The sequence below is a fragment of the Amycolatopsis thailandensis genome (genome assembly GCF_002234405.1).
In the GTDB taxonomy this organism is placed as follows: domain Bacteria; phylum Actinomycetota; class Actinomycetes; order Mycobacteriales; family Pseudonocardiaceae; genus Amycolatopsis; species Amycolatopsis thailandensis.
Map to the genome: position 1 here is coordinate 1 of NZ_NMQT01000013.1, position 22,167 is coordinate 22,167.

A 22,167-nucleotide genomic window follows, 5' to 3' on the forward strand; every position below is an offset into this window, starting at 1 on the left:
CGACGCTCGTCCGAGCCCCTTTCCCTCGGCTCAGCCGAGGGAAAGGGGCCTTCACGCGCAAAAGGTCAGCAGTAACCCAGGCGAGCGAGAGTGTCGACGATGATCTCCGACGGGTGGAACTTCTCGACCCACGACTCGCCGCGGCGGTTCTGGTAGGTGTCGAGGAAGTTCTGCAGCTTGTCCCCGCGCATCTCGGTCAGCACGACGGTCTCGCCGAGGTGCTGCGGCGTCTCGGTGCGCTCGCGGTGCACGGCGCACGGCAGGCCGAGGTAGTAGCACTCGGCCGAGAGGCCGCCCGAGTCGGTGACGACGTACTCCGCGCGCGCGACCAGCGGCAGGAACTTCAGGTACCGCATCTTCGGCTGGATGATGAAGTTCTTCTCGTCGAAGAGGTTCGCCAGGCCCAGCGCGCGGATCTTCTCGCGCTCGGGCGCGCCCGCCATGTAGAGGATCGGCATCTGCTTGCTCTGCTCGCGCAGGATCTCCAGCGCCTCGCGGTACTTGTCCGCGCGCGAGACCAGCTCGAAGCGGTGCAGGGTGGCGAGGCCGAACTTCTCCGGCAGGCCCTCGATGTCGAGCGGGCCGTTGATGGCCAGCCGCATCGCGTCGATCGCGGTGTTCGCCTCGGTGTCGACGACGACGCCGCGGGCGTTGCGGAGGTTGTTCACCTCACGCGCGCTCGGCGCGAAGTGCATGTCGACGATCTTCGCGGCGATCTTCCGGTTCAGCTCTTCCGGCAGCGGCGACATGATGCTGCCCGACCGCGCACCCGCCTCGACGTGCCCGACCCGCGACTTGAGGATCCGCTTCCCGATGAGCGAGCCGTACGGCGTGGTGAAGGTGTCGCCGTGCACCAGCACCAGCGGCGGGCGCCCGTCCTCGACCAGCGCGGCCTTCAGTTCGGCCCGGCGGCTCCACGCGGTCCGCAGCACCTGCGCGGCCCAGCCCGGCACCTGCGCGGGCGACTCCAGGTTGTGCGCCTTCTCCTTCGGCACGAGCCAGACGTCGGGCTCCGGGAGGTTCAGGTCGGCGAGAACGTCCGAGACCTCGTCGACGTGCTGCGCGGTGAACCAGATCTTCGGCCGGACCCCGCGTTCGAGGATGCCGTGGTAGACCGGCGCGATTTTGATCAGTTCCGCCGTGGTGCCGAGAATGAAGGAAATCACCGGAAGAGCCATTCTGTCGGGGTCTGCGGTGCCCGAAGGATACTGGTGGGCCGCGCAAGGTAGCCTCGCCGGGGTGAGTGCGAATTCGCTCCTCCCGGCCCTGTCCGTCGTGATCCCGGTCTACAACGAGCAGAACTGGATCGACCGCAGTGTGGGCGCGCTGATCGCGTCGGCACAGGCGGCGAACTGGCCGGTCGAGGTCGTCGTGGTCGACGACGGCAGCACCGACGGCACCGGCGACAAGCTCACCAGGCTGCAGGAGCTCTACGGCATCACCGTCCTTTCCCAGCCGAACAGCGGCCGGTTCGAGGCCCGCCGGGCGGGGATCGCGAAGGCCTCCGGGCGGCAGATCCTCCTGCTCGACAGCCGCGTGATCGTGGACACCGGCTCGCTCACCTTCCTGCGCGACCAGCTCGTCGACCACCCCGAGCGCACGGTGTGGAACGGTCACATCAACGTCGCGTCCGAACACAATCCGTATGCGGGATTCATGGCGGGACTGGTCAAGATCCCGTGGCGCCGTTATTGCGCGAACCCGAGATTGATGTCGTTCGGTATCGAGGAGTTCGACGTCTTCCCCAAAGGAACCGGATTCTTTTCCGCGCCGAAGGACGTTCTCGAGGATTCCTCGAACGCGTTCGAGTCGCTCTTCGAAGACGTCCGTTTCGCCAGTGACGACACGGGTGTTCTGCGCTGGATCGCCGAACGGCACCGGATCTTCCTGGCCCCGGAGTTCTCCGCGACTTACCACGGCCGCGATTCCTTCAAGAAGTTCATCGGGCAGTCGTATTTCCGCGGCACCACGTTCGTCGATTCGTATCTCGCGTCGCCCGGCCCCGCGCGCAACGGCCTGTTCGCCGCGATGGCCGTCGGGGTGCTCGGGCTCGGTGTCGCCGCGAAGCGCCCGAAGACCGCCGTCGCACTGGCCGCCGCCGGTTCGACGGCCGCCGGGTTCGCGGTGACGAAGTTCGGCGCGACCAAGGCCGAGGCCAAGGCCGTCGCCCAGCTCACGCCGGTGTTCGCCGCCGGGTTCGGGGCCGGGGCGATCCGCGGCCTCTTCATGGCGCTGCGGTCCCGGCGCAAACGATGAGCAACGCGGTGAGCGACGAAAAACTGGCCAAGAGCACCGGGAAGTCCGCCGGCCGCATCGGCGTCTACCTGCTGATCGCGATCGCGCTGGGCTACGCGCTGACCGTGGTCTGGGGCCGGACGCTGTCCAAGGCCGACAACGCTGTCCTGCTGTCCTTCTGGGGCATGCTGATGGGGCTGGGCGCCGCCCTGTCCCCGCTCGAACAGGAGATCTCGCGCCAGTCCGCGCACGCCGCGCTCGACGGCCGCAAGGCCGGGCGACCGGCCGTGATCGCCTTCGTCACCAGCGCGATCGCCGTGGTGGTCGTCGCACTGATCACGCTCATCCCGCCGGTGACCGAGAAGGTCTACGGCGGACAGTTCGCGCTCGCCGTGATCGTGCTGGCCGGCGGGGTTTCGTTCGCCTTCCAGTTCGCCGCGCGCGGTCTGCTCATCGGCCAGGACCACGTCCGGTCCTACTCGTGGCTGATCCTGGTCGAGGCCGCGGTGCGGATCCTCGTGGTCGCCGCGCTGGTGGTCGCCGGGCTCACCCAGCTGTACTGGTTCGCCGTCGCCGCCGCGACCGGCTCGTTCGCCTGGCTGCTGTTCGCCCGCGGCGCGGCCCGGCTGGTCGACCCCGAGCTGGACGCCGACGAGCCCGCGAAGCCGATCGTGACGAACATGCTGATGCTGCTGGCGGGCGCCGGGCTCACCGCGAGCGTCATCACCGGCTATCCGGCGCTGGTCAGCCTGCTCGCGCCCGGCGGCGACAAGGACGCGCTCGGCGTGCTCTTCCTCGCCCTGTTCGTGGCGAGGACCCCGCTCACGCTGATGGCGCCGGTCCAGGCCCTCGCGGTCCCGACCGTGGTGCGCCTGTCCAGCACCGAGGAGGGCAAGCACCGGCTGCGCAGGCTGCTCGCGCTCGGCTCCGTGGGCGCGCTGGCGCTCGCGGCCCTCGGCGCGCTGATCGGCTGGCTGATCGGCCCGTGGGTGGTGCGCCTCGTCTACGGCGCGAAGAACGATCCCCAGGCCTGGTGGATGGCCGGGCTGGTCTGGTCGTCGGTGCTGCTGGCCGCGATGCAGCTGCTCGCCGCCGTCCTCGTCGCGCAGGCCAAGGCCAAGAAGGTGCTGATCACCTGGGCCGCCGTCGTCGTCGCGACCGCGCTGGTCCTGCTGTTCTTCCCCGGTGACACCGTCGTGCGCGCCGTCGTCGGGCTCGCCGCCGGTCCGACGGTCGGACTGCTGGTCGTCATGGGTTTCGTGGTGAGGGGCACGCCGGAGACGGGCAACCCGAAGCCGTCCGAAACGTCTCGATAGTGTGGCCGCGCCACGAACGGGTTGGCGTTATTGACGCCGAATAGGGTTGGACAGCGAATTCGATGAACGTTCTTTTGGTGTTGCTGGCGTTCTGGCTGCCGGGTCTCGTCTTCGGCGCCGCGATCAGGCTGCGCGGCTGGACCCTCGCCGCCGCGGCCCCGCTGCTGACCTTCGGCCTCGTCGCCATCGGCATCCCGATCCTCGGCCGGTTCGGCATCCGCTGGACCATGCTGAACGTCGGCCTGTGGGTGCTGCTGCTGTCCGTGATCGGCTTCGCGCTCTCGTTCCTCGTCCTCCGCTTCACCGCGAAGCGGCACGCGGACTGGGCCGAGGACGAAGACGACGACGAGACGAAGCGCTCCCTGCGCGACCACCTGCTGATCGGCGCAGGTGTCGTGGTCGGCCTCGGCGTCGGCACGGTGACCTTCCTGCGCGGTTCGCACAGCCTCGAGAACGTCCAGCAGGGCTGGGACGCCCCGTTCCACGGCAACCTGGTGCGCTGGATCGCCGAGCACGGCGACGCGCGCGCGTCGACCGTCGGCACCATCGCGAACCTGCCGAACCAGACCGACTACTTCTACCCGGACACCTACCACGCGCTGCTCGCCCTGGTCTTCGGCAAGGGCGGCCTGACGATGATGCCGACGCTGAACCTGGCGGCGCTCATGGTCGTGCTGACCGTCCCGGTCGGCGTCGCGGCGATGTGCCGCGCCTGGCGCATGCCGGTCCTCGCGACCGCCGCCGCCGCGGCCGTGTCCACCTGGTTCACCGCGTTCCCATACGACTCGCTGTGGCGCGGCCCGCTCTGGCCGTACGTCGCCGGGGTGGCGCTCGTGCCCGCGATGCTCGCGCTCGCCCGCCTGCTGCTCAAGCCGAACGGCGTCGCCGGGCCGATCGCGATCGGCGTCGGCGTCGCCGGGTTGGCGGGCCTGCACACCAGCCTGATCTTCGTGATCATGGTCTATTTCCTGCTGATCCTGCTCGCGGTGCTGTTCCGCTTCGAGAAGATCGACTGGCGCCGGAGCGCCGCTTCGCTGGTGGCCACGGTCGTGATGGCCGTCGTGCTCGGCGTGCCGCAGGTCCTGCCGGCGCTCTACAACGCGGGCGGCGTGACCAGCGCGTTCTGGGCTTCGGAGACCAGCGTGTCCGGCGCGCTCGGGCAGACCATCACCTTCTCGCCGATGGCGTCGTTCCCGCAGTGGTGGATCGGCATCCCGGCGATCATCGGGGTGTTCTTCCTGGTCAAGCACCGCCGGATGCTCTGGATGGTCGGCGCGTACGTCGTCCTCGGCGGCCTGTTCGCCGCGACGATCTCGCTGGAGACGCCGCTCATCCACACCCTGACCGGGGTGTTCTACAACGACCACTGGCGGATCGGCGCGCTCGTGCCGCTGGCGGGCGCCGTCGCGTTCGGCGAGTTCGTGCACACCGCGTCGGGCAAGTTCGCCGAGAAGATCGGCGAGCGCAAACCGAACCTGAACCCGTTCACCGCCGCCATCGCGGGCGCGCTGGTGATCGGCCTGGTGGTCGCGGTGCTGAGCCGAGGCGGCTACATCGGCCGCAACTCCGCGCGGCTCGCGATGAACTACGGTCCGGACGGCCCCTCGGTCAGCAAGGGCGAGGAAGAGGCCTACGCGTGGCTCGGGAAGCACGTCGTGCCGGGTGAGCGCGTCATGAACGACAAGGCCGACGGCTCGGTGTGGCTGTACGCCCTTTCTGGCGCCCAGCCGGTCGAGTGGACGAACTACGGCGCCGAGTTCACCACCAAGGCGGGCTGGCTCAGCGTCTTCCTGAACGACCTCAACCGGGACCCGCGCGTGCGCGAGGCGCTCACCGACCTCAAGGTGCGCTACGTGCTCGTCGGCAAGGGCAAGGTGGCCCCCAACGCGCAGTCCGCGGTGGGCCTCCAGCGCCTCGACATCACTCCGGGTTTCAAGCGCGTTTTCCACAACCTCGACGCGTCTGTCTACGAAATCGAAGGTCAGCAAGGTGTGGTCGCCGCCGGCGCCACCACCGGGTCCGACACCGCTCACGGCCAGTAAGAAGATAGAGTGATCCAGTGTCCAGTACGTCCGTGACCACCCGTCGAGTGCTCATCGTGATGCCTGCTTTGAACGAGCAGGCCAGCGTCGGCGCGGTCATTTCCCAGGTCAAGCAGTCCTTGCCGGGCATGGACGTGCTGGTGGTCGACGACGGTTCGTCCGACGACACGGCCAAGCTCGCCCGCGCGGCTGGCGCGGAGGTGGCCCGCCTGTCGGTGAACCTCGGCGTCGGCGGGGCGATGCGCACCGGCTTCCGGTACGCGGCCGCCCGCGGCTACGACGTCGTCGTCCAGGTGGACGCGGATGGCCAGCACGATCCCGACGAGGTCGCCGCGCTGTTGGACGCGCTCGACGACGCCGACATCGCGATCGGCTCGCGTTTCGCGGGCAAGGGCGCGTACAAGGCGAGCGGCCCGCGGAAATACGCGATGGTCGTGCTCTCGTTCGTTTTCTCCCGGCTCGGGAAGACCAAGCTCACCGACGTGACCTCCGGGTTCAAGGCGATGGGCCCGCGCGCGATCAAAATGTTCGCCGCGTACTACCCGGCCGAATACCTCGGCGACACGGTCGAATCGCTGGTGATGGCGATCCGCGCCGAACTGAAGATCAAGGAAATCCCGGTGATCATGCGGGAACGGGCCGGTGGCACACCGAGCCATTCCCCGGTGAAATCGGCCGTCTACCTCGGCCGCGCCGGACTCGCCCTGCTGCTGGCGCTGGTGCGCCGCCGCCCCGCGGTCGACTCGTCGGATTCGGCGTAAAAGGAGCTGATTATGGCTGGCTGGCGCATTCTCAGCATCGTCGTCGCCTGTCTGGTGCTGTTCGTCGTCCTCGAGATGATGCGACGACGGAAACTGCGGGAAAAGTACGCGGGTGTTTGGCTCGTCCTCGCCATCGGCGTGGTGGTGCTCGCCCTCGTTCCGCAGGCCGCCGACTTCCTGGCGCGAGTAACCGGCGTGCAAACGCCGTCGAACTTCGTATTCCTCTTGGCCGGTGTCGTTCTCGCACTGGTCGCCTTGCATCTGTCGACCGAGGTCGGACACCTCGAAGAAGAGGTCCGGACCTCCGTCGAAGAGATCGCGCTGCTCCGTTGCGAACTCGCCGACGCCCAGCGTGACCTGGAAGAACGCGTCGCCGCGCTCGAAGCCCGGACGGCCACGCCCGACAACGTCAAAGGGCTCCCCGAAGTGAGCCCCGCACGCGCACGCTGATCGACGCGCTCCTGGCGGCCCCGCCGAAGCTGGGGGCCGTCCGCGTCCTCGCCGTCGACGGGCCTTCAGGCTCCGGAAAATCCACGCTGGCGGGGAAGATCGTGGCCGGACTCGCCGGTCGCGACGTCGCGGTCGCGCTGGTCAGCACCGACGAGTTCGCGACCTGGGACGAGCCCGTTTCCTGGTGGCCACGGCTCGAAACCGGTGTCCTGGCACCGCTGTGCGCGGGCAGGACCGGCCGCTATCGCCGCGTTGACTGGTCCACCGGTGTCCCGTCGCCCGGCGAAGAAGTCGAGATCCCGGTCCCGGAAGTCCTGGTCCTGGAAGGCGTTTCCAGTGGCAGGGCGCGGATGCGGCCGTCGTTGTCCCTGCTGACCTGGTTGGACGGTGGGACCGAAGCCGAACGCCTCGACCGCGCCGCCGGGCGGGACGGCGAGGAGTCCCGGGCGGACCTGCGGCGCTGGCAGCTGTTCGAACGAGGCTGGTTCACCGTGGACGGCACCAAGGCCGCCGCGGATTCCGTGGTCTCGTCTCGTGAGTGGTAAGGACGGTTCTAACCGTCCTTACCACTCACGAGACGCGCCTTGAACCCCTCGGATGTCCACTTCTGTCAGTGATCCAATGAGCCTAGTGGTGGACACCCATTTGAGTTAGTGGACCGGCACTCTGTGCGTTAGTGGACCGGAATTGATTACACTAAGTGCGGAATTGTGGACACTTTGCGGTCGTATTGGCCTTCGTGTAGCGCGATCGTAACCTCGCGTGCTTAAGTGCGGGCTGAGTTCCCGCTAGTGTCGGCGAGCACACCGATCGTCCGCGGAGTTCGAGTTTTCGACCGACGCCGACGGTGCCTAAACACCGAAATTCTCCTCAAGGGGTGCCAGATGCAGCAACTGCGGGTGACCCGAGCACGCCGTGTGGCCCTGATCGGGCTTGCCGGCGCACTCGCGGTCTCCATGTCCGCCTGTGCCGATTCGAAGCGTGAAGAAGGCGCAGGGGGTGGCTCGGGAGGCACCATGGTCTTCGGCGCCGCCGGTAACCCGAAGACTTTCGACCCGCTCTTCAACGACGACGGTGAGACCTTCCGCATCATCCGCCAGATGATGGACACCCTGATCATGAACAAGCCGGGGACCGCGGACCTCGAGCCCGGCCTTGCCGAGAAGTGGGAAGGCAGCAACGAAGGCAAGACGTGGACCTTCACCCTGAAGAAGGGCGTGAAGTTCCACGACGGCACCGCGTTCAACGCCGAAGCGGTCTGCTTCAACTTCAACCGCATGTTCAACATGAAGGGCGCGGCGGCCCAGAGCCAGATGATCTACTACGGCGACGTCTTCGAGGGCTTCGCCAAGAACGAGGGTGACGCTTCCGGCGCCCCGGTGTTCAAGGACTGCCAGGTCAAGGACGAGTCGACAGCCGTCCTGAACCTGAACAAGGCCAAGGGCGCGTTCCCGGCCGCCTTCACGCTGCCGTCGTTCTCGATCCAGAGCCCGGACGCGCTGAAGAAGTACAACGCGGACAACGTCACCCAGAGTGGTGACTCGTTCTCCTACCCGGAGTACGCGTTGCAGCACCCGACCGGCACCGGCCCGTTCAAGTTCGACAGCTGGGACCAGGCCAAGGGTGAGATCACGCTCTCCAAGGCGACCGACTCCCCGACCCAGACGGCCAAGCTCGACAAGCTGGTCTTCAAGGTCATCCCGGACGAGAACGCCCGCAAGCAGGCGCTCAAGGCCGGCGACATCCAGGGCTACGACTACCCGTCGCCCGCGGACTACGGCCTGCTGCGCAACGACGGCGAGCAGGTGCTCATCCGCCCGTCGTTCAACATCCTCTACCTGGGCATCAACCAGGCGAACAACCCGAAGCTGAAGGACCTCAAGGTCCGCCAGGCGCTGGCCTACGGCCTCAACCGCGACCAGTTCGTGAAGTCGAAGCTCCCCGAGGGCGCCGAGACCGCGACGCAGTTCGTGCCGAAGGCGATCGACGGCTACAACGAGAACGTCACCAAGTACCCGTACGATCTCAACAAGGCCAAGCAGCTTCTCAAGGAAGCCGGCGCCGAGGGCATGACGCTGAAGTTCTACTACCCGACCGAGGTCTCCCGGCCGTACATGCCGAACCCGGCGGACATCTTCACGTCGCTGTCCGAGGACATGAAGGCCCTGGGCATCAAGGTCGAGCCGATCGCCAAGCCGTGGAACGGTGGCTACAAGGACGACGTGCAGAAGGCCGGCAAGCAGGACGTCCACCTGCTCGGCTGGACCGGTGACTACAACGACGCCGGCAACTTCGTCGGCACCTTCTTCGGCCGCGAGAAGCCGGAGTTCGGCTTCACCAACGCCGAGCTGTTCTCGGCCATCTCCGCCGCGGACGCCGCGCCCGCCGGCGAGGCGCACACCAAGGCGTACCAGGACGTGAACCAGAAGATCATGGAATACCTGCCCGCCATCCCGATCTCCTACGGCCCCCCGGCGATCGTCGTCGGCCCGAAGGTGAAGGGCCTGGTGGCCAGCCCGCTGACCGACGAGCGCTTCTACACCGTCACGGTCAACTGATCCACCACCACTAAGCCACCAGGGGGTGGGCGCTACCGCGCCCGCCCCCTGTGGCCCATTCCCGGGCTGGCAACAAAGGAACGCACGTGCTCCGTTTTCTCGTGCGTCGGCTGCTACAAGCGATACCGACGCTCTTGATCCTGTCCATTTTGATCTTCGCCTGGCTCCGGTCCCTTCCCGGCGGCCCCGCCGGCGCCCTCCTGGGTGACAAGGCGACCCCGGAGAAGATCGCCGACCTGAACCGGATCCTCGGCCTCGACGATCCCATCTTCGTCCAGTACTTCAAGTTCCTCGGCCGGGCCATCACCGGCGACTTCGGCAACTCGCTGGTCTCCGCCCAGCCGGTCATGTCGGAGATCGGGAACTTCCTCCCCGCCACCATCGAGCTCGGCTTCTGCGCGATGCTCATCGCGGTGGGTCTCGGCATCCCGTTCGGCTACCTGTCCGCCCGCTTCCGCGGCGGGGCCGTCGACAACGTGATCATCGTGCTTTCGCTGGTCGGTGTCGCCGTGCCGGTGTTCTTCCTCGGCTACATGATGCAGGACCTGCTGGCCGCCCCGCTGGGACTTCCCTCGCAGGGCCGTCAGATGGCCGGTCTCGACGCCACCACCGTCACCGGGTTCGCGGTCTTCGACGGCATCATCACCCAGGAATGGGACGCCGCCTGGGACGCGATCCTCCACCTGATCCTCCCGGCGTTCGCGCTGGCCACCATCCCGCTCGCGGTGATCGTCCGGATCACCCGCGCGTCGGTGCTGGACGTGCTGAACGAGGACTTCATCCGCACGGCCAACTCGAAGGGCCTGACCCAGCCGATCGTCCGGCGCCGTCACGTGCTCCGCAACGGCCTGCTGCCGGTGGTCACCACCATCGGCCTGCAGACCGGCGCGCTGCTCGGCGGCGCGGTGCTGACCGAGCGGGTGTTCAACTTCCGCGGCCTCGGCTTCCTGCTCGCCGAAGGCATCGAGCGGCGTGACTACCCGCGCCTGCAAGCGCTGCTGCTGTTCGGCGCGCTGGTGTACGTGCTGGTGAACATGCTGGTCGATGTCTCGTACGGGCTCATCGACCCGAGGGTGCGTGTCCGATGAACACATTGCTGAACAAGAAGAAGGAACCGATCGACAAGCTCGCCGCGTCGACGGCCAAGGGGCACAGCCTCGGTGGCGAGGCGCTGCGCCGGATGCTGCGGAGCCCGGTGGCCATCACCGGTGCCGTGATCACCGGCCTTTTCCTGCTGGTGGCGATCTTCGCGCCGCTTCTCGCGCCGAAGGACCCCTACGAGCGGTACCTGCAGAGCGAGGTCATCCTCGGCCAGGGCATCATCCCCGGCGCGCAGGCCGGTTTCCCGCTCGGCGTCGACGACTTCGGCCGTGACTACCTTTCGCGGCTGCTGGTCGGCGCGCAGAACACGCTGCTGGTCGGCGTGCTCGCGACGGTCATCGGCGTCGTGGTCGGCATGATCATCGGCGGGCTCGCCGGTGCCTTCGGCGGCTGGGTCGACACGGTGCTGATGCGCCTGGTCGACGTCATGCTGTCGGTGCCGTCGTTGCTGCTGGCGATCTCGGTGGCCGCGCTGTTCCAGAAGCCGAGCCAGTGGACCGTGATCGTGGCCGTGTCGATGGTCGGCGTGCCGATTTTCGCGCGGTTGCTGCGCGGTTCGATGCTCGCGCAGAGAAACAGCGACCACGTGCTCGCGGCGACGTCACTCGGCGTCAAACGCGGGACGATCGTGTTGCGGCACATGCTGCCGAACTCGCTCGGCCCGGTCATCGTGCAGGCCACGCTGACCCTGGCGACGGCGATCCTCGAGGCGGCGGCGCTGTCGTTCCTCGGTCTCGGCGACCCGGACCCGAACCGGGCGGAATGGGGCATCATGCTGAGCCGCAGCGCTCGGCAGTTCCTCGACATCCGCCCAGAGCTGGCGTACTACCCGGCCATCGCGATCATCATCGTCGCGCTCGGCTTCACGCTGCTCGGCGAGTCCTTGCGGGAAGCCCTCGATCCGAAGAACAGGCGGTGATCTTTCATGGCTCTCCTTGAAGTACGCGACCTCAAGGTCGTTTTCCAGCGACGCGGCGAGAAGCCGTTCACCGCGGTGGACGAGGTCAGTTTCGACGTCGAACCCGGCCAGACGGTCGGCCTCGTCGGCGAGTCCGGTTGCGGCAAGTCCGTGACCTCGCTGGCGATCATGCGGCTGCTCGCGAAGCGCGGCAACCAGGTCAGCGGATCGGTGTCGTTCGAAGGCACGGACCTGCTTCGCTTGTCGGACAAGGAAATGCGGGACCGCCGGGGTCGCGACCTCGGCATGGTCTTCCAGGACCCGCTGTCCTCGCTGAACCCGGTCATCCCGATCGGGCTGCAGATCACCGAGGTGCTGGAGCGGCACCGCGGGATGTCGCGCAAGGTGGCGTCGAAGGAAGCCATCGAACTGCTCGACAAGGTCGGCATCCCCGACCCGTCGAGGCGGCTTTCCGAGTACCCGCACCAGCTTTCCGGCGGGATGCGGCAGCGCGCGCTGATCGCGATCGCGCTGGCGTGCCGTCCGCGGCTGCTCATCGCCGACGAGCCGACCACCGCGCTCGACGTGACGATCCAGGCGCAGATCCTCGCCCTGCTGCGGGAACTGGTGCAGGACACCGGGACCGCGCTGATCATGATCACGCACGACCTCGGTGTCGTCGCCGGTCTCTGCGACGAGGTCAACGTGCTCTACGGCGGCAAGATCGTCGAGCGCGCGGAACGGCACTCGCTGTTCGCCGAACCGCGGCACCCGTACACGCACGGCCTGCTCGCCTCGATCCCGCGTCTCGACGCGGGCCGCGGCGAGAAACTGATCCCTATCAAGGGATCCGTCGCCGACAACATCCCGTGGGACGGCGGCTGCGCGTTCGCGCCCCGCTGCCCGAACGCTCTCGGCGTGTGCCGGGAGGTTTCACCGCAGCTGACCCCCGATCGCGGTGGGCTGCTGCGCTGCCACAACCCGGTGATCCCGGCCGTGGCCGCACAAGGAGGGGCCCGATGACGCACGCGGTACCGGAGCAGGAAGTGCTCCTGGAGGTCGAAGACCTCAAGGTCCACTTCCCGATCAAGCGCGGCATTGTGGTCGACAAGACGGTCGGGCACGTGTTCGCCGTCGACGGCGTCGATCTGGCCATCCGCAAGGGTGAGACCTACGGCCTGGTCGGGGAATCCGGCTGCGGCAAGTCCACTTTGGGCAGGGCGATCCTCCGGCTCACCGAGCTGACGGCGGGCAAGGTCGTCTTCGACGGCACCGACGTCGCCGGGCTCAAGGGCGAGGACCTGCGCAAGGCGCGCCGCCGGATGCAGATGGTCTTCCAGGACCCGATGTCCTCTTTGGACCCTCGGCAGTCGGTGGAATCCATTCTGACGGAAGGGATGAAGGCGCACGGCCTCGACAAGGACAAGGAAGCGACCGCCAAGCGGTTGCGGGAACTCCTCGCCGCCGTCGGTCTTCCGGAGTCTTCGCTGCGGAAGTACCCGCACGAGTTCTCGGGCGGTCAGCGTCAGCGCATCGGCATCGCGCGGGCGCTCGCGGTCCAGCCGGACCTGATCGTCGCGGACGAACCGGTGTCGGCGCTGGACGTCTCGGTGCAGGCGCAGGTGGTCAACCTCCTGGAGGACCTTCAGGAGAAGCTCGGTCTCACGTACCTCGTGATCGCGCACGACCTCGCGGTGGTGAGGCACATCTCGGACCGCATCGGCGTGATGTACCTCGGCTCGCTGGTCGAAGAGGCCGACGCCGACACGCTGTACGAGAACCCGCTGCACCCGTACACGCGGGCGCTGCTCTCGGCGATCCCCGTGCCGGACCCGACGGTGGAGGACAGCCGGGAGCAGATCCTGCTCGCCGGTGACCTGCCTTCGCCGGCGCGGCCGCCGTCCGGGTGCCGGTTCCACACGCGGTGCCCGTGGAAGCAGCAGAGCCTGTGCGACACCGACCGCCCGCAGCTGCGGGAGATCGGCGCCGGTCACCGGGTCGCGTGCCACTACGCGGAGGACATCCGCGACGGGCGGATCAAACCGCACGCGGTCGAGGCGGAACTCGTCGGAGCCGGGGACCTGAACCCCGACGTCGGCGGACTGCCGGACGTGGGCTCGGCGGCGGAGATCCTCTAGCCCCGCTGTAGTACATGAAGGCCCCCTTCCTTGCGCCTAGGTACAGGAAGGGGGCCTTCATGTACTTTCCGCATTTAGAGGACGAAATGCGGGGGGCGCGGGCCGCCCGTAGCGAAGGCCTCCTTGCCTACCCTCAAGGTAGTGAAGGGGCCCTTCACGGACCCTGGGTCCCTTAAGGAGTCCTTCACGGACCGCCGGATCGCCTCAAGCGCCTCAGTAACTCGACACATCACAGCTCCGGTCCAAGTGCATGAAGGGGTCCTTCACGGAGCTAGGCGCAAGCAAGGGGGCCTTCATGTACTTCCGGCACCTGTGGCGACGCGGCCGCCCAAGCCCGCATTTAGAGGACGAAATGCGGGGGAGGACGCGTGACCGGCGGGGGTGGCCGTGATCGGGCAGACTCTCCTGTCATGCGGGTCACAGTGCTGGGTGCGTCGGGGCGGACGGGGATTCACGTGGTCCGGCTGCTGCTGGAGCGGGGACATGAGGTGCGGGCGGGGCTGCGCAGCCGTCGCCGCGCCGAGGAGGTCGCCGGGCTCGGCGCCGAAACCGTGGTCGCGGACGTCACCGCCGACGCGGACGACCTGGTCGAGGCACTCGTCGGGTCCGAGGTGGTGATCAACGCGATCGGCGCGCCCGATCCGGATCAGGCCTCGGTCGACCTCGTCGACCGCGACGGCGTGATCACCGCGATCCGCGCCGCGGAGAAGGCGGGGGTAGCGCGGTTCGTGCAGCTTTCCGCGCAGTTCGCGGATTCGCCGGATCAGGGCGATCGGCTGGTGCGGTCGATCCTGATGGCGAAACAGATCTCCGACAGCGTCCTGCGGCGCTCCAGCCTGAACTGGACGATCGTCCGCCCCGGCACTCTCACCGACGACCCGCCCACCGGCCGCGTCAAGCTCGGTGGTCACCTCGAACCCGGGCACGTCTCCCGCGCCGACGTCGCCGGGGTCCTGGTCGCCGTCCTCGACGAGCCGCTCGCGGAGAACCAGGGTTTCGACGTCATCGGCGGCGAGATCCCGATCCCGTCGGCGCTCGCCGCACTCAGCTGAGCGCCTTCTTCCGCTCCCGAGAGGCCCGCAGGTTCGCGACGTTCCCGCAGGTCCGCACGTCGTGCCAGACCCCGCTGTTGTTGCGCGAGACGTCGTAGAACGCCGAGCGGCAGCCGTCGAGACGGCACAGTTTCAGCCGCTGCCAGATCCCGGCCTGCTGCGCGAGCAGTGTCTCCGTCCACAGTGCCGAAGCGAGCCACTGCCTTCCTGTGCCCGACGGGAACAGCCGGACGACGCCGTCCCGCACGGCCAGGTCCGCCTTGATCGGTTTCTCGACGGCCGCTTCGTCGCCGTCCAAGAGCGAAACGAACGACTCCCGCAGATCGCGAAGCGGGCGAAGGTCACCCGAGCCCGGAGTGAAGCCGGGCACTTCGGCGCCTCGCACGCGAGACCATTCCGCCAGCGCCTCGGCCGCCCACGGTCGCGCCAGATCGGCGTCGCTGAGCAGGTCGAGGCCGTGCGTCTTGATCGCCTTCGTGTTGAGGAAGTCCTGAACGAGCGCCAGCCCCGAGGGGGCGGTGCGTAACCGGTATCGGTCCGTCGCGGTCCATGACATAGGTCAAGCGTACTTGACTCTGTCAGTGCGCGCCGCCATGCTGACGACAGAGGCAAAAGCCGAACACTTCTGTCAAGGGAGCAAGTCATGACCTCCATCGAGGGCGCGGTCGTCCTGGTCACCGGCGGACAGCGCGGACTGGGCAGGGCGTTCGTCGCCGAACTGCTCGACCGCGGCGCCGCCAAGGTCTACGCGACGGCCAGGACGCCGCGCGCGGAGGCCGATCCGCGGATCGTGCCGCTCCCGCTCGACGTCACCGACCCGGAGTCCGTCCGCGCGCTGGCCGCCGAAGCGAGCGACGCGACCATCGTCTTCAACAACGCCGGTGTCCTCGGCCTCGGCTCGCTGCTCGCCGAAGACGTCGACGCGCACCGGCCGGTCTTCGAGACGAACGTTTTCGGGGCGCTGCGCGTCGCGCAAGCGTTTGCGCCACGGCTCAAGGACGGCGGGGCGCTGGTCAACGTCCATTCCGTCCTGTCTTGGGCGGCGGGCTCGGGGTCCTACGGCGCCTCGAAAGCGGCCTTCTGGTCGCTCACCAACTCGCTCCGTATCGAGTTCGCCGAACAGGGCACCCAGGTCGTCGGTGTCCACCTCGGCTACACCGACACCGACATGACCCAGGGCCTCGACATCCCCAAGAACGACCCGCGCGACGTCGCCCGTCAGGTCGTCGACGGGCTGGAGAAGGGCGAGACCGAGGTGCTCACCGACGACCTCACCCGCCGGGTCAAGGCCGCGTTGTCCGGTCCGGTCGAGCAGCTCGGCACCAGCCGGATCGCCGGGTGAAAAACCGTTGGCGGAAGCACGCGAGCCCGAGGTAGCTTCGCCGCCATGTGTGCTTCCGCGTTCACCAGGACCCGCCGCGCCTAGCGGCGGATCCAGCGCTTCAGGCAAGGAACCGCCGCCCGAGCGAGTCATCGCCGGGCAGGCCTCGTGCTGCCCGGCTCACCTCGAAGCCGCGGAGATCCCTTGCGCACACACCGTCCTGGCCGCCATGAACTCGGCCAGAACTTCCTCATCGACCGGAACATCATCGAAACCGTCGTGCGGCTCGTCGACGGCACGACCGGGCCGATCATCGAATTCGGCACGGGCGACGGAGCCCTGACCCTGCCGCTGGAACGGCTCGGCAGGCCACTGACCGGCGTCGAAATCGACGACCGCCGCACCGCCCGGCTGGCGGGCCGCGTCCAGCCGCCGACGAAGATCGTCACCGCGGACTTCCTGCGGTTCCCGTTGCCGAAGACACCCCACGTGCTGGTCGGAAACCTGCCGTTCCACCTGACCACCGCGACCCTGCGCCACCTCCTCGCCGCTCCCGGGTGGACGGACGCCGTTCTGCTCATGCAGTGGGAGGTGGCGCGCCGCCGGGCCGGGGTCGGTGGCGCGACCATGATGACCGCGCAGTGGTGGCCGTGGTTCGACTTCCGGCTGGCGGGCCGGGTGCCCGCGGAGGCGTTCCGCCCGAGGCCCGGCGTCGACGGCGGTCTGCTCACGATGACCCGCCGTGAGCGGCCGCTCGTCGACGACGCGGATCGTGAGCGCTACCAGGACTTCGTGCGGCGGGTGTTCACCAGCCCCGGCAGGGACGTCGTGCCCAAACGGCTCACCGCACGCCAGTGGGCTGAGGCGTTTCGGCCTCGGCGAGGAAATCCGGCTCGCGGACGCGGCGCTTCGTCGAACCGAACAGGACGCCGCCGATGACGACGGCCGCGGCGACGATCTCCACCAGGGAGGGCCGCTCGTCGAGCACGAGGAACGCCATCGACAGCCCGACCACCGGCACCAGCAGGGAGAACGGCGCGACGACGCCCGCCGGGTTGCGGCGCATCAGTGATGTCCAGATCCCGGAACCGACGATGGTGCCGAACAGCACGACGTAGGCGAGCCCGCCGAGGCCGATCAGCCCGGTGGTCGTGCCGAGGGTGCTCAGCGAGCGGCCGATCTCGGCGGGGCCCTCCATCACCAGCGACAGCGCGAACATCGGCAGCGGCGGCACCACGGACATCCAGAGGACGAAGTTCAGCGGATTGTCCGGTGCCGCCTGTCGCGTGCTCAGGTTGCCGAAAGCCCAGCTCAGCGCGCCGAGCAGGGTCAGGATCACCGGCAGCAGGGCGGCGTTCCCGGCCTGCTGCCAGGCGATCGTCGCCATCCCGGCGACGGCGAGCAGGATCCCGGCGAGCTGCCGTCCGGACACCCGCTCCCGTAGGAAGACGGCGCCGAGCAGGACGGTGAACGGGGCCGAAGCCTGCAACACCAGCGACGCGAGGCCGGTCGGCATGCCGGTGTCCATCGCGATGAAGAGGAAGGCGAACTGCCCGGTGCCGAAGCCCAGCCCGTAGCCGAGCAGGTGGCGGATCTTCACCTTCGGCCACGGCACGAACAGGATGGTCGGGATCGCGATGACCGCGAAGCGCAGCCCGCCGGCGAAAACAGGCGGGAACTGTCCGAGGGTGGCGTGAATGGCGAGGAAGTTGCAGCCCCAGAGGACGACGACGAGCAGGGCGAGCAGACGGTCGCGGGCGGGCATGTCTTCACTCTGACGTGGATGACCATTTAGGACCAGCGAGAATATTTGCAGCGACCGTTCAGTTTCGCTTCACATATGCTGGCGGTATGGACATCGGCCGGCTGCGGACCCTGCGGGAGTTCGCCGACCGCGGCAGCGTGACGGCGGCCGCGAAGGCGTTGCACTGCACCCCGTCCGCGGTTTCCCAGCAGCTGCGCGCTTTGCAGAGTGACGTCGGTCTCGCGCTGACGGAGCCCGCCGGGCGCGGGCTGCGGCTGACCGACGCGGGCCGCGCGCTGGTCGCCCGCGCGGACGACGTGCTCGCCGCGCTCGACCGCGCGGAGTCCGAATTGGACACTTACCGCAGCGCCCCGCGCGGCCGGGTGCGGGTGGCGATCTTCCAGTCCGCCGGGCTGATGCTGTTGCCCGGACTGCTGCATCGGACGGCGGAGTTCGACGGGCTGGACGTCATCGTGCGTGACGTCGACATGACGCCACCCGAGGTGCCGGGACTCGTCGCGGACTACGACATCGTGGTGGCGCACCGGGACGAGCACGCGGAGTCGCTCGGGTCGGAGCGGCTGGAGTCGCGGCATCTGCTGCGCGAACCGCTCGACGTCGCGCTCCCGGCGGGACACCGGCTCGCGAAGCGGCGCCGCCTCGAACTCGCCGAACTGGCCGACGAGCGCTGGATCAGCGTCAACGCCGGGTTCCCGGTCGACGACATCCTTCAGTCGCTGATCATCCGCACCGGCGTGCGGCCGCGGGTCGTGCAGCGCATCAACGACTTCCGGATCATCGAACGGCTGGTGGCCGCGGGGCACGGGATCGCGCTGCTGCCCCGGTACACAGTGGACACCCGGCGCGGGAGCGGGATCGTCTGTCGTCCGCTCGCCGGGATCAAGGCGGCGCGGCACGTCGAAGCGGTCTGCCGGCTCGGCGCGTCTTCGCGGCCCGCGGTGGCGAAGGTGCTCGACGCGCTGGCCGACGAGGTCGAGGCGCTCACGGGCGAGCGTGACTCTTCAGGTGGTCCAGCGCGATCTTGAGCGCGTCGGTGATCGGCGTGATGTCGTGCCGGAGGTGTGCCATCAGCAGGCCGCCCTGGAGGCAGGTCATCGCGGTCTGCGCGAGCCGGGCCGGATCGGCGTCCGCGGCGAGCTTTCCCTGATCTTGCAAGGACTTCAAGCCGCGTTCGAGATGGGACTCCCAGGTGCGGTAGGCGTTGTCCAGCAGTGGCGCCAGCTTCGGATCGTCGCCGAGTTCGCCGGTGAGGTTGCCGAGCGGGCAGGCGACCGGTCCTTTCGGGGTGCTCTGGATGGCGAGGATCTCCTGGGCCCACTGGTCGAAGTCGGCCCACTCGCGGAGTTCGAAGATCGCGGGCTGGTTGCCGAGGATCAGTTCGAGGCAGCGGTCGATGACCGCGCCGACGAGTTCGTCCTTGTTCTTGAAGTAGTGGTACATCTGCGATTTCCCGGCGCCGCTGGCCGCGAGCACCTTGTCGACGCTCGTCGCGGCGACGCCGTTGACGTACATCAGCTCGGCCGCCGCGTCGACGATCGCGTCACGAGTCATCCGCCCTCGCGGGGTCTTCGCCGGTTGACCACTCATGTACCGAATAGTACAGTCGGCCGCACTGTACCGATCAGTACAACAAAAGGAGCTGACGATGGGGGATCTCGACACCGACCTCGCCGACCTGCGTGTCGCCGTCGCGGAGCAGGTGCCGGCCGAGGTCGCGCCGGTGCTCAAGGCCGATCGGGAGAAGTTCGTCGGGCTGGCCGTCGAGGCTGCGGTGAAGCCGGGGGTGGCGATGCCGGACTTCACGTTGCCGGACGCCGGTGGTGCCCGGGTCCGGGTCGCGGACGGGCCCGCGGTCGTCGTGTTCTATCGCGGCGCGTGGTGTCCGTACTGCAATCTCGCCTTGCGCGCGTATCAGCAGGAGTTGCTGCCGGAGCTGGAGAACCTGGGGGTGAAGCTGGTCGCGGTCAGCCCGCAGCTGCCGGACGGTTCACTGTCCACGAACGACCTGGCGTTCACCGTCCTGTCCGATGTGGACAACGAGCTCGGGCGAGCGCTCGGCATCACGTTCCGCCAGGACCCGGAGCTCAAGCCGACCTTCGACGCGCTCATCGGCGACGTCGAGAAGATCAACGGGGCGGCGGAATGGGAGCTGCCGTACCCGACCGTCCTGGTCGTCGACGGCGAAGGCGTCATCCGCTACATCGACGTCCACCCGGACTACACCACCCGCACCGACCCGGCCGACGTCCTGGCCGCGGTGAAAGCCCTGTAGAGGTACATGGAGGCCCCCTTCCTGTACCTAGGCGCAAGGAAGGGGGCCTTCATGTACTTGGGGCCGGCGGGAGTGTCCTGCCCCGTCGGTCCGGCGGCTGAAGTCGGGAGGTGCCGTGAAAGCCACTTTCGCAACCTTCAACGTTGTGAAAGCCACTTTCGCAACCTGCGGCGGGTACGTAAAGCCGGAAGTCCGTGAAGGCCTCCTTCCCTACCTTGAAGGTAGGGAAGGAGGCCTTCACGGACTGTCGCCAGTGACACGGTCACGAGCGGCCCACGCCTAGCCGCGACAGGTACATGAAGGCCCCCTTCCTGTATCTAGGCGCAAGGAAGGGGGCCTTCATGTACCTGGGAACAGCGACGGCTACCGGTTCGCCCGGTTCACCGCCGACACGACGGCCCGCAGCGAAGCGGTCACGATCGACGGGTCGATCCCGATGCCCCAGAACACCCTGTCGGAGATCGCGCACTCGATGTACGACGCCGCCCGCGCGTCGTCGCCCGGCGAGAGCGTGTGCTCGCTGTAGTCCAGCAGCCGCAGGTCGAACCCGACGGTCGACAGCGCGTCGAAGAAGGCCGCGATCGGGCCGTTCCCGCGCCCGGTGACCTCGTGCTCGTCGCCCTCGACCCGCACGGTGGCGGTGATGTCGTACTCGCCGTCACCGTTGTCCCGCACGTGCTGGCGGACCAGCTCCAGCGGCGTCTTCAGCTCCAGGTACTCGGCCGAGAACGCGTTCCACATGGTGGCCGGGTCGACCTCGCCGCCCGCGGTGTCGGTGTGCCGCTGGACGACCTTCGAGAACTCGATCTGCAGGCGCCGCGGCAGGTCGAGCTGGTGCTCGGCCTTCATGATGTAGGCGACGCCGCCCTTGCCGGACTGCGAGTTCACCCGGATCACGGCCTCGTAGTTGCGGCCGATGTCCTTCGGGTCGATCGGCAGGTACGGGACCTCCCACGGGTGCTCGTCGACCGGCGTCCCCGCCTTGTCGGCGGCGGCCTTCAGCGCGTCGAGGCCCTTGTTGATCGCGTCCTGATGGCTGCCGGAGAAAGCGGTGAACACCAGGTCACCGGCCCACGGGCTGCGTTCGTGCACCGGCAGCTGGTTGCAGTATTCGACGGTCCGCTTGATCTCGTCCATGTCGGAGAAGTCGATCTGCGGGTCGACGCCCTGGCTGTACAGGTTCATGCCCAGCGCGACCAGGTCGACGTTCCCGGTGCGCTCGCCGTTGCCGAACAGGCAGCCTTCGATCCGGTCCGCGCCGGCCTGGAAGCCCAGCTCGGCGGCGGCGATGCCGGTGCCGCGGTCGTTGTGCGGATGCAGCGACAGGATCACCGAGTCGCGGCGCTCCAGGTTGCGGTGCATCCACTCGATCGAGTCGGCGTAGACGTTCGGCGACGCCATCTCGACGGTGGCGGGCAGGTTCAGGATGACCGGCTTCTCCGGCGTCGGCTGCCAGATCCCGGTGATCGTGTTGCAGACCTCGAGCGCGTAGGACAGCTCGGTGCCGGTGTAGGACTCAGGGGAGTACTGGAAGCGGAAGTCGGTGTCCGGCTGCTTCGCCGCGTAGTCGACGACCAGTTCGGCCGCCTGCGAAGCGATTTTCGTGATGCCGATGCGCTCCTCACGGAACACCACGCGACGCTGGAGGATCGACGTCGAGTTGTAGATGTGGACGATCGCGCGCGGCGCCCCTTCGAGTGCCTTGAAGGTGCGCTCGATCAGTTCCGGGCGGCACTGGGTCAGCACCTGGATGCTGACATCGTCCGGGATGGCGCCTTCGTCGATGATCTCGCGGACGAAGTCGAAGTCCGTCTGCGACGCCGCCGGGAAGCCGACCTCGATCTCCTTGTAGCCCATGCGGACCAGCAGGTCGAAGAACTTGCGCTTGCGCGCGGGCGACATCGGGTCGATCAGGGCCTGGTTGCCGTCGCGCAGGTCGACCGCGCACCACAGCGGGGCGGTGTCGATGCGCTTGTCCGGCCAGGTGCGGTCGGGCAGCGAGATGTCCTCGACCAGGTCGTACCAGGGGCGATAGCGGTGTACGGGCATCGAAGTGCCGCGCTGAGTGTTCCACGAGGCCTGCTCGGAAGGGGCCGGGCGCGTGGGTTTACGGATGCTCATGAGGGGACGGTTCTCCTGAAGAATCGGGTGCGACGACCGGCACCACGAAGCCCCGCGACGGGGAGCCGGTCCGATCAGGCCCCGTCGCGGCAGCGAAGCAGGAGAGCTCGAGCCACGAGGTCACCTTAACCGCGAGA

Annotated in this window: 21 protein-coding genes; 16 read left to right on the plus strand and 5 right to left on the minus strand. The window is 68.1% G+C overall.

Annotated features, from left to right (window positions below):
• Positions 1-65: 65 nt before the first annotated feature.
• The gene (locus tag CFP71_RS03020; protein ID WP_020632204.1) at positions 66-1,178 is read right to left on the minus strand and encodes a UDP-N-acetylglucosamine 2-epimerase; all 1,113 of its coding nucleotides are present in this window, start codon (positions 1,176-1,178) and stop codon (positions 66-68) included.
• Positions 1,179-1,239: 61 nt separating this feature from the next.
• On the opposite strand from CFP71_RS03020, the gene CFP71_RS03025 reads away from it, so the two are divergent.
• The 12 genes from CFP71_RS03025 to CFP71_RS03080 all read left to right on the plus strand — a co-directional run bounded on the left by CFP71_RS03025 (position 1,240) and on the right by CFP71_RS03080 (position 14,551).
• Positions 1,240-2,256 (plus strand): glycosyltransferase family 2 protein, encoded by a 1,017-nt coding sequence (locus CFP71_RS03025; protein WP_093932289.1) that lies wholly within the window; start codon positions 1,240-1,242, stop codon positions 2,254-2,256.
• The gene (locus CFP71_RS03030; RefSeq protein WP_093932290.1) at positions 2,253-3,551 is read left to right on the plus strand and encodes a polysaccharide biosynthesis protein; all 1,299 of its coding nucleotides are present in this window, start codon (positions 2,253-2,255) and stop codon (positions 3,549-3,551) included. The genes CFP71_RS03025 and CFP71_RS03030 overlap by 4 nt, the downstream gene beginning before the upstream one ends.
• Before the next feature lie 62 nt (positions 3,552-3,613).
• Positions 3,614-5,593, plus strand: coding sequence for a DUF6541 family protein (locus tag CFP71_RS03035; RefSeq protein ID WP_093932291.1), 1,980 nt, complete (start codon positions 3,614-3,616; stop codon positions 5,591-5,593).
• Between the two features lie 59 nt (positions 5,594-5,652).
• Entirely contained in the window at positions 5,653-6,354 is a 702-nt protein-coding gene (locus CFP71_RS03040; RefSeq protein WP_093932361.1) for a glycosyltransferase family 2 protein, read from the plus strand.
• A gap of 12 nt (positions 6,355-6,366) precedes the next feature.
• Entirely contained in the window at positions 6,367-6,804 is a 438-nt protein-coding gene (locus tag CFP71_RS03045) for a DUF2304 domain-containing protein (protein WP_020632199.1), read from the plus strand.
• Between the two features lie 29 nt (positions 6,805-6,833).
• Entirely contained in the window at positions 6,834-7,349 is a 516-nt protein-coding gene (locus tag CFP71_RS03050) for a uridine kinase family protein (protein ID WP_425266594.1), read from the plus strand.
• A 339-nt stretch (positions 7,350-7,688) separates the two neighbouring features.
• On the plus strand, positions 7,689-9,362 hold the full coding sequence (locus tag CFP71_RS03055; protein WP_482746716.1) for an ABC transporter substrate-binding protein: 1,674 nt from the start codon (positions 7,689-7,691) through the stop codon (positions 9,360-9,362).
• Positions 9,363-9,448: 86 nt separating this feature from the next.
• Positions 9,449-10,450: an ABC transporter permease gene (locus CFP71_RS03060; RefSeq protein ID WP_093932294.1), complete on the plus strand. Its 1,002-nt coding sequence runs from the start codon at positions 9,449-9,451 to the stop codon at positions 10,448-10,450.
• Positions 10,447-11,382, plus strand: a complete 936-nt coding sequence (locus CFP71_RS03065; RefSeq protein ID WP_093932295.1) for an ABC transporter permease — start codon at positions 10,447-10,449, stop codon at positions 11,380-11,382. The genes CFP71_RS03060 and CFP71_RS03065 overlap by 4 nt, the downstream gene beginning before the upstream one ends.
• A 6-nt stretch (positions 11,383-11,388) precedes the next feature.
• A complete protein-coding gene (locus CFP71_RS03070; protein WP_093932296.1) occupies positions 11,389-12,384 on the plus strand; it encodes an ABC transporter ATP-binding protein in 996 nt (331 codons plus the stop codon).
• Positions 12,381-13,499 (plus strand): ABC transporter ATP-binding protein, encoded by a 1,119-nt coding sequence (locus CFP71_RS03075; RefSeq protein WP_093932297.1) that lies wholly within the window; start codon positions 12,381-12,383, stop codon positions 13,497-13,499. The genes CFP71_RS03070 and CFP71_RS03075 overlap by 4 nt, the downstream gene beginning before the upstream one ends.
• A 410-nt stretch (positions 13,500-13,909) precedes the next feature.
• Entirely contained in the window at positions 13,910-14,551 is a 642-nt protein-coding gene (locus tag CFP71_RS03080; RefSeq protein ID WP_093932298.1) for an SDR family oxidoreductase, read from the plus strand.
• Here the strand turns inward: CFP71_RS03080 and CFP71_RS03085 are convergent.
• Complete coding sequence (locus CFP71_RS03085) at positions 14,544-15,107, minus strand: CGNR zinc finger domain-containing protein (protein ID WP_093932299.1); 564 nt, start codon at positions 15,105-15,107, stop codon at positions 14,544-14,546. The genes CFP71_RS03080 and CFP71_RS03085 overlap by 8 nt on opposite strands.
• 87 nt (positions 15,108-15,194) lie before the next feature.
• Here CFP71_RS03085 and CFP71_RS03090 point away from each other — a divergent pair, with 87 nt between their 5' ends.
• Complete coding sequence (locus tag CFP71_RS03090; RefSeq protein WP_093932300.1) at positions 15,195-15,893, plus strand: SDR family oxidoreductase; 699 nt, start codon at positions 15,195-15,197, stop codon at positions 15,891-15,893.
• Positions 15,894-16,076: 183 nt separating this feature from the next.
• Complete coding sequence (gene erm, locus CFP71_RS03095) at positions 16,077-16,811, plus strand: 23S ribosomal RNA methyltransferase Erm (RefSeq protein WP_093932301.1); 735 nt, start codon at positions 16,077-16,079, stop codon at positions 16,809-16,811.
• Here erm and CFP71_RS03100 read toward each other — a convergent pair.
• Positions 16,714-17,637, minus strand: coding sequence for an EamA family transporter (locus tag CFP71_RS03100; RefSeq protein WP_093932302.1), 924 nt, complete (start codon positions 17,635-17,637; stop codon positions 16,714-16,716). The two genes, erm and CFP71_RS03100, sit on opposite strands and share 98 nt — an antisense overlap.
• A gap of 86 nt (positions 17,638-17,723) precedes the next feature.
• Between CFP71_RS03100 and CFP71_RS03105 the strand changes: the two genes are divergently transcribed.
• Positions 17,724-18,662 carry a LysR family transcriptional regulator gene (locus tag CFP71_RS03105; protein WP_093932303.1) on the plus strand — a complete coding sequence of 313 codons (939 nt, stop codon included), beginning with the start codon at positions 17,724-17,726 and terminating at the stop codon, positions 18,660-18,662.
• On the opposite strand, the gene CFP71_RS03110 is transcribed toward CFP71_RS03105, so the two are convergent.
• Positions 18,619-19,224 (minus strand): TetR/AcrR family transcriptional regulator, encoded by a 606-nt coding sequence (locus CFP71_RS03110; protein WP_425266593.1) that lies wholly within the window; start codon positions 19,222-19,224, stop codon positions 18,619-18,621. The two genes, CFP71_RS03105 and CFP71_RS03110, sit on opposite strands and share 44 nt — an antisense overlap.
• A 58-nt stretch (positions 19,225-19,282) precedes the next feature.
• On the opposite strand from CFP71_RS03110, the gene CFP71_RS03115 reads away from it, so the two are divergent.
• Positions 19,283-19,909, plus strand: a complete 627-nt coding sequence (locus tag CFP71_RS03115) for a peroxiredoxin-like family protein (protein WP_093932305.1) — start codon at positions 19,283-19,285, stop codon at positions 19,907-19,909.
• Between the two features lie 363 nt (positions 19,910-20,272).
• On the opposite strand, the gene leuA is transcribed toward CFP71_RS03115, so the two are convergent.
• Positions 20,273-22,030 (minus strand): 2-isopropylmalate synthase, encoded by a 1,758-nt coding sequence (gene leuA / locus CFP71_RS03120; RefSeq protein ID WP_167405979.1) that lies wholly within the window; start codon positions 22,028-22,030, stop codon positions 20,273-20,275.
• Between the last annotated feature and the right edge of the window lie 137 nt (positions 22,031-22,167).